Source organism: Thermostichus sp. OS-CIW-20 (assembly GCF_054061455.1).
The window spans coordinates 24,005-30,225 of sequence record NZ_JBSSEF010000036.1; the positions used below are offsets into that span (position 1 = coordinate 24,005).

5 protein-coding genes are annotated in these 6,221 nt (G+C 62.0%); all 5 read right to left on the bottom strand.

The genetic code is table 11. From position 1 onward, the window contains the following. Positions 1-88: 88 nt before the first annotated feature. On the bottom strand, positions 89-2,464 hold the full coding sequence (locus ACVWXC_RS11480) for a phosphoketolase family protein (RefSeq protein WP_011430799.1): 2,376 nt from the start codon (positions 2,462-2,464) through the stop codon (positions 89-91). A gap of 99 nt (positions 2,465-2,563) precedes the next feature. Continuing rightward, positions 2,564-3,667: a pentapeptide repeat-containing protein gene (locus tag ACVWXC_RS11485; protein ID WP_457392789.1), complete on the bottom strand. Its 1,104-nt coding sequence runs from the start codon at positions 3,665-3,667 to the stop codon at positions 2,564-2,566. 18 nt (positions 3,668-3,685) lie between these two features. Next, a complete protein-coding gene (locus ACVWXC_RS11490) occupies positions 3,686-4,060 on the bottom strand; it encodes a DUF1257 domain-containing protein (protein ID WP_457392792.1) in 375 nt (124 codons plus the stop codon). A gap of 119 nt (positions 4,061-4,179) precedes the next feature. Further along, positions 4,180-5,316, bottom strand: a complete 1,137-nt coding sequence (locus tag ACVWXC_RS11495; protein ID WP_099887391.1) for an AI-2E family transporter — start codon at positions 5,314-5,316, stop codon at positions 4,180-4,182. 173 nt (positions 5,317-5,489) lie between these two features. After that, the coding region (locus ACVWXC_RS11500) for an RNA-guided endonuclease InsQ/TnpB family protein (RefSeq protein ID WP_457392795.1) at positions 5,490-6,221 on the bottom strand (732 nt) is incomplete at its 5' end.

Here is a 6,221-nt window from a genome sequence, read left to right on the forward strand (position 1 = left end):
CAACCGCCCAGAACGCTCCGGCAGGAGAGCCCAAGAAAACTCTACCCTGCCGGCGGCTAGAGGTGAAAGTTGGGGGAAGGGGGATCCACTAGTAGGGCCACTTCCAGTTGCGCACCTCGGGCAGATCCTCGCCGTACTTGCAGATGTACTGCTTGTGCTCCACCAGCTTGTCCCGAATCAACTGCTGGACGTGATCCCGCCGGTATTTGAAGCGCTCCACTCGCTCCAACACGTCGTTGGCCAGGTTGAAGCGATCCACCTGGTTGAGGACGCACATGTCGAAGGGAGTGGTGGTGGTGCCTTCCTCCTTGTAGCCGCGCACGTGTAGGTTGTGGTGGTTGGGGCGGCGGTAGGTGAGGCGGTGAATGAGCCAAGGATAGCCATGGAAGGCAAACACGATGGGCTTATCGGGGGTGAAGATGCTGACAAACTCCTTGTCGCTGATGCCGTGGGGGTGTTCGCTGGGCGGCTGCAACTTCATCAGGTTCACCACGTTCACCACCCGGATCTTGATGTCCGGCAGGTGCTGCCGCAAGAAGTCCGCCGCCGCCAGGGTTTCCATCGTCGGCACATCGCCGCAGCAGGCCATGACCACATCCGGCTCCGAGCCCTGGTCGTTGCTGGCCCACTCCCAGATCCCCAAGCCCTGGGTGCAGTGCTTGATGGCGGCATCCATGTCCAGGTACTGCAGGGCCGGCTGTTTCCCCGCCACGATGACATTGACGTAGTGGCGGCTGCGCAGGCAGTGATCCGCCACCGAGAGCAGGGTGTTGGCATCCGGGGGCAGGTAGACGCGGATAACATCGGCTTTCTTGTTGACCACGTGATCCAGAAAGCCGGGATCCTGGTGGCTGAAGCCGTTGTGATCCTGCCGCCACACGTGGGAGGTGAGCAGGTAGTTGAGAGAGGGGATGGGCCGCCGCCAGGGGATGTGGCGGGTGGTCTTCAGCCACTTGGCGTGCTGGTTGAACATGGAGTCCACCAGGTGGATGAAGGCTTCGTAGCAGGAGAAAAAGCCGTGGCGGCCTGTCAACAGGTAGCCCTCCAGCCAGCCCTGGCAGACGTGCTCGCTCAGGATCTCCATCACCCGCCCATCGGGGGAGAGGTGCTCGTCGTAGTCGTAGATAGGCGCCACCCAGGTGCGGTCACTGGCCTCAAACACGGCGTCCAGGCGATTGGATGCAGTTTCATCGGGGCCAAAGAGGCGGAAGTTGTGGGGGTTGAGCTTCATCACATCTCGCAAGAATTGCCCCAGCACCTTGGTGGCTTCGGCTTCGAGGGTGCCGGGGTGCGGCACGTCCACGGCGTAGCGGCGGAAATCCGGCATTTTCAGCTCCCGCGTCAGCAGGCCGCCGTTGGCATAGGGGGTGGCGCCCATGCGCTTTTCCCCTTTGGGGGCCAGCTCCTGCAGCTCGGGCCGCAGGCGGCCGTTTTCGTCGAAGAGCTCTTCCGGTCTGTAGCTGCGCATCCACTCTTCCAGGATCTTGAGGTGCTCTGGTTTCTTGGCCAGATCCGCCAGCGGCACCTGGTGGGAGCGCCAGAAATCCTCCACCTTTTTGCCGTCCACCTCTTTGGGGCCCGTCCAGCCTTTGGGGGTGCGCAGGATGATCATCGGCCACTGGGGACGGCTGGGATCCCCCTTGGTACGAGCATGCTGCTGGATTTCTTGGATCTCGTGGATTACCGTGTCCAAAGTGGCGGCCATCAACTGGTGCATCTGGGCCGGATCGGAGCCTTCTACGAAGTAAGGCTTGTAGCCATAGCCCACAAACAGGCTCTGCAGCTCTTCACGGCTGAGGCGGCCCAGGATGGTGGGGTTGGCGATCTTGTAGCCGTTGAGGTGGAGAATCGGCAGCACTGCCCCGTCGTGGATGGGGTTGAGGAACTTGTTGGAGTGCCAGGAAGCAGCCAGAGGGCCGGTTTCCGCCTCTCCATCCCCGACTACACAGGCCACCAACAGATCGGGGTTGTCGAAGGCCGCCCCAAAGGCGTGGGCCAGGGCATAGCCTAGCTCTCCCCCCTCATGGATGGAGCCGGGGGTTTCTGGGGCCACGTGGCTGGGCACGCCGCCGGGGAAGGAGAACTGTTTGAAGAGCTTGCGCATCCCGTCGGCATCTTGGCCGATGTTGGGGTACACCTCGCTGTAGGTGCCCTCCAGGTACGTGTTGGCCACCAGAGCGGGGCCGCCATGGCCGGGGCCGGTGATGTAGAGGACGTTGAGGTTTTCCCGCTTGATGATGCGGTTGAGATGCACGTAGATAAAATTCAGCCCCGGTGTGGTGCCCCAGTGCCCCAGCAGGCGCGGCTTCACATGCTCTAGCTTTAGAGGTTCCCGCAGCAGCGGGTTGTCCATCAGGTAAATCTGCCCCACCGACAGGTAGTTGGCGGCCCGCCAGTAGGCGTCCATTTTGCGCAGTTCGTCGTCGGTGAGCGGTTTGGTTGAGAGCTGTTCTGCCAAAACCATAGCCGTACCCCCTAGGTATCTCTACTCTCATGCTGCTCCAGGTTGGGGCGGGGGCTTGGGGATCTTGGGATTCCTTTGGATTTGGCAGCGGTGGTCAGCCTACCACCACCAGGGCTTGAGGGGGGTGCCGTCGGGGAAGATGAGGCCGGCAATCTGGGATCCGCTGTGTTTGAGGCCCTCGATCTGGGCGCCTTCCAGGTTGGCCTGAGTCAGGTTGGCGCGGCTGAGGTCAGCCCGGCGCAGGTTGGCCCCCTGCAACTGGGCCTGGCGCAGCTCGGCGCCGCTGAGATCGGCCCCCTCGAGGTCGGCATTTTGCAAGTTGGCCCCCCGCAGATCCGCCCGCTGCAGGTTGGCCCCCCGCAGGTCTGCTTCCTCCAGGTTGGATCCGCGCAGATCCGCCCGCTTGAGGTTGGCTCCCCTTAGACAAATTTGCCGCAGCACCAGCCCCCGCAGGTCAGCTTTGCTGAGGTCTTGGCCGGCCAGATCCTGCCCCTCTCCCCCCCAGTTTTGCAACTGCCAGATGTGGCGCAGCCGCTCCTCCAAGTGGGTGGCGTCTGAAAGCTGGGATCCGCGCAGGCTGGTGCCACTGACTTTTACCCCCCTCAGGTCGGCTCCCCGCAGATCCGCTCCTTCTAGGAGGGCGCCACTGAGCTTGGCCCCTTGCAAATTGGCTTGGCGCAGATCCGCTTGGCGCAGGTGGGCGCCGTTAAAGTTGCAAAGGCGCAGGTTAGCCTTTCTCAAATTGGCTTCGTAGAAGTTGGCACCCCCCAGCCGTGCCTCCTGCAGATCCACTCCCTCCAAGTCGGCGTAGGTAAAGTCTCGCTCCCCGCGCCGATAGGCCGCGATTACCCCCTGCGCTCCTCCCACCGGCCGAAAGGGGCTGTAGGTCCGACACGCTTCCTCTGCCTCGGGTTGCTCGAGCTGGGAGAGCAGCCGCCACGCCGCCAAGCGCACCGCCCAGGAGCTGTTGCCGGCCAGGGCTGCTACTAGCTCCGCTAGACCTGCCGGCCCGTACTGCAGCAACTGGGGCAAGGTGGCTAGACGCACCGCCTCCTCACCCCGAGTGAGCCGCCGCCGCGCCCCCTCAAGACCCCCTAAGACCAAGGCGTAGGGCGGGGCACCGCTGGCGGCAGCTTGTCCTCCCAACACCAGATCCCAAGGGCGAGGGCTAGACCCCACCGCTGGCTGAGGATTGCCGTTCATCGGCGGAGGTGGGCTCAGTTACACCCAGCGCCCCACCACCACGCGGATAGTGCCATCTTCCAGGCGCTCTTCCGCCTCGATGGCATAGCCCTGTTGCCGGGCAGAGCGCAGCAAGCTCTTGTGGGCGTAGCGCTGCAAAATCGGCTCCAGAAAGGTCTGGGGATCGATGCCCGCCCCCCACAGATCCACCACAAGCTCATAGTGATCCCCGTTGCGGCGAAAGCCGATGTCGAAGCCGTTCTTTTGCCGGATCACCAGATCGGCGCGGGTGCGGTTCCAGAGGTAGCCGCGCAGGCTGGCGTTCCGCTCCACGGTGTAGCCCAATTCCTTCAGGGTCTCTTCCAGCAGGTCGGCATCCTTGATTTGCACTTGCAAGGTGGTGAAGTGGGACATGGCGGTTCCGATCCTTGGACGGATGGAGACGGGATCCTCACTATAGAAGCGCCTCTGCAGTTGTGGAAGAAATGTGAAGGAGGATTACGTTTCCCGCGGCTCCCGTAACTTCTCTACCCTCACGGCAGCAGGATGGCGTTCTCGTTCTCCGGCTGCAGAGGCTTCCGCTTCTCCTGGGAAGCCGGGATCCCATCTCCCTTGGCCAGGGGCAAGGGGCGGGCCCGGGATCCCTGCCAGGGATCCAACACATCCCGAATCAGCACCTCCTGGATCCACACCTGCAGGATGGCCGCCAGCGGCACAGCCAAAAACAAGCCCAGCACGCCGAAGAAAAAGGCCGAGGTAACTTGGGCCACCAAAGTTAGGGCGGGCAAAAGCGACACCTGCCGCGACATGACGATGGGGGTGAAGACGCTGCTTTCGAGCTGCTGGATGAGGATGTAGAGCCCCAGCACCGCCAGCGATTTCCAGGGGGCATCGGTGAGGGCCACCAGCATGGGGGCAACCACGCTCAGGGTGGGGCCGATGTTGGGGATGAAATTAAACAGTCCCGCCAGCACCGCGTTGGCCAGGCTCAGGGGCACACCTAAAATCCAGAGGCCAATGCCGCTTAGCAGCATCACCAAGCTGCTGGTGAACAGGATCCCCACCAGCCACCCTCGCAGCGCCAGCTCGCAGCGCTTGAGGATGTAGCGGACGCGGGGGCGGTAGAAGGCCGGGAAAACCGAGACAAAGGCGCGGCTATAAGCCTGGGGATCCACCAACAACAGGATGGTGAGGATGATCACAAACAACAGATTGAGCAGGGTGGCGAAAAAGGCGGTGAAGGACTCGGAGAAAAAGTCGCGCACCTGGCGCACCAACTCGGTGGCCTGGGGCACCAAGCTATTGGCCAACTCCCGCAGCGTCGGCAGCTCGATATCCGTCGGCAACGAGAGGATGAGGCTCTCGAACAGCCGCTGCGCCTGCACGATCCCGGCGGGCACCCCATCGGTAAACAGCCGCCGCAACTGATCCGCCAAGGGAGGCACCACGATCAGCCCCACCAGAATCGCCCCCACCAGAACCGTCAAACCGGTGATGAGGAGCGAGGGGCCGCGGCGAAAGCCGTAGCGCTGCGGGATCTGGGCTAAGGTATCCAAAGCTACTGCCAAGACGATGGCCGCAAACACCAACAGCAGGATCTGCCGGATCTGCCAGAGCAGAACCAGCAAACCCAGCAATGCTGCCAGCCCCAGCCACTGGGCGAAGGTCACCGCAGCTCGCCTCCTCTCTCGCCCTGTCGTCGCCTATTCTAGATGGGATCCCGAGCATTTCCATGGGGGAGCCCGTATGCGCGATCTGGATCCGCAAGCAATGGCTCTGGCCTTTGATGGCCTCGACTGCGGGACAGAATCCTTTCTTGCCGAGGAAGTCCGCTCCGAAAGACTTATGCAACGCTGAACAAAGCAGAACTTTGCCCAGCATCGCTGCTTTCTTCCTGCTTCAGCGACCCATGACTAGCGGCAGAGTTCACCCCTACCACCCCGCCAGAGGGATCTCCACAGGCGTCACTTCCCCCAGAGCTTGAGGTAGTTCTGTACCACCGCAACAGATTTAGGGCTGCATTCAAGTCGCGGTCTAGCTCCAGACCACAACACGGGCAGCAGAACATCCTTTCCTGTAGCGGCATCTTCTGTCGGTGCCCACAGCGAGAACACAGTTGGCTGGACGGATAAAACCTATCCGCCACCACCACCTGACAGCCGTAGAGCCGGGCCTTATACTCTAGCTGTCGCCGAAACTCGTAAAAGCCACAATCTGACAGCGCTCCTGCCAGCTTGTGGTTCTTAAGCAGGTTCTTCACCTGCAAGTCCTCAATCACCACTACCCGATACTTCTTGGCCAGGTAGGTCGTTAGCTTGTGCAGATTGTCTTGCCGAATGTCTGCCACCCGCTTATGGGCCTTAGCGAGCTGTGCTACTGCCTTCTTACGGTTAGCGGATCCCTTCTGCTTGCGACTCAGCCGCCGTTGCAGTCTGGCCAGACGCTTCCTCGCCTTGCGGTAGGGCTTTGGATTCTCGAACACTTCCCCGTCGGAACAGGTGGCCAAGCGATTGATACCTAAGTCTACTCCCACAACTTCCCCGGTCTTCTCCACCTGAGGCGCCGGAGCTTCATA

What these genes read in the sequence shown, in the direction of transcription:
- ACVWXC_RS11480 (WP_011430799.1), bottom strand. Translation starts at nt 2,464, where the DNA reads ATGGTTTTGGCAGAACAGCTCTCAACCAAACCGCTCACCGACGACGAA.
- ACVWXC_RS11490 (WP_457392792.1), bottom strand. Translation starts at nt 4,060, where the DNA reads ATGTCCCACTTCACCACCTTGCAAGTGCAAATCAAGGATGCCGACCTG.
- ACVWXC_RS11485 (WP_457392789.1), bottom strand. Translation starts at nt 3,667, where the DNA reads ATGAACGGCAATCCTCAGCCAGCGGTGGGGTCTAGCCCTCGCCCTTGG.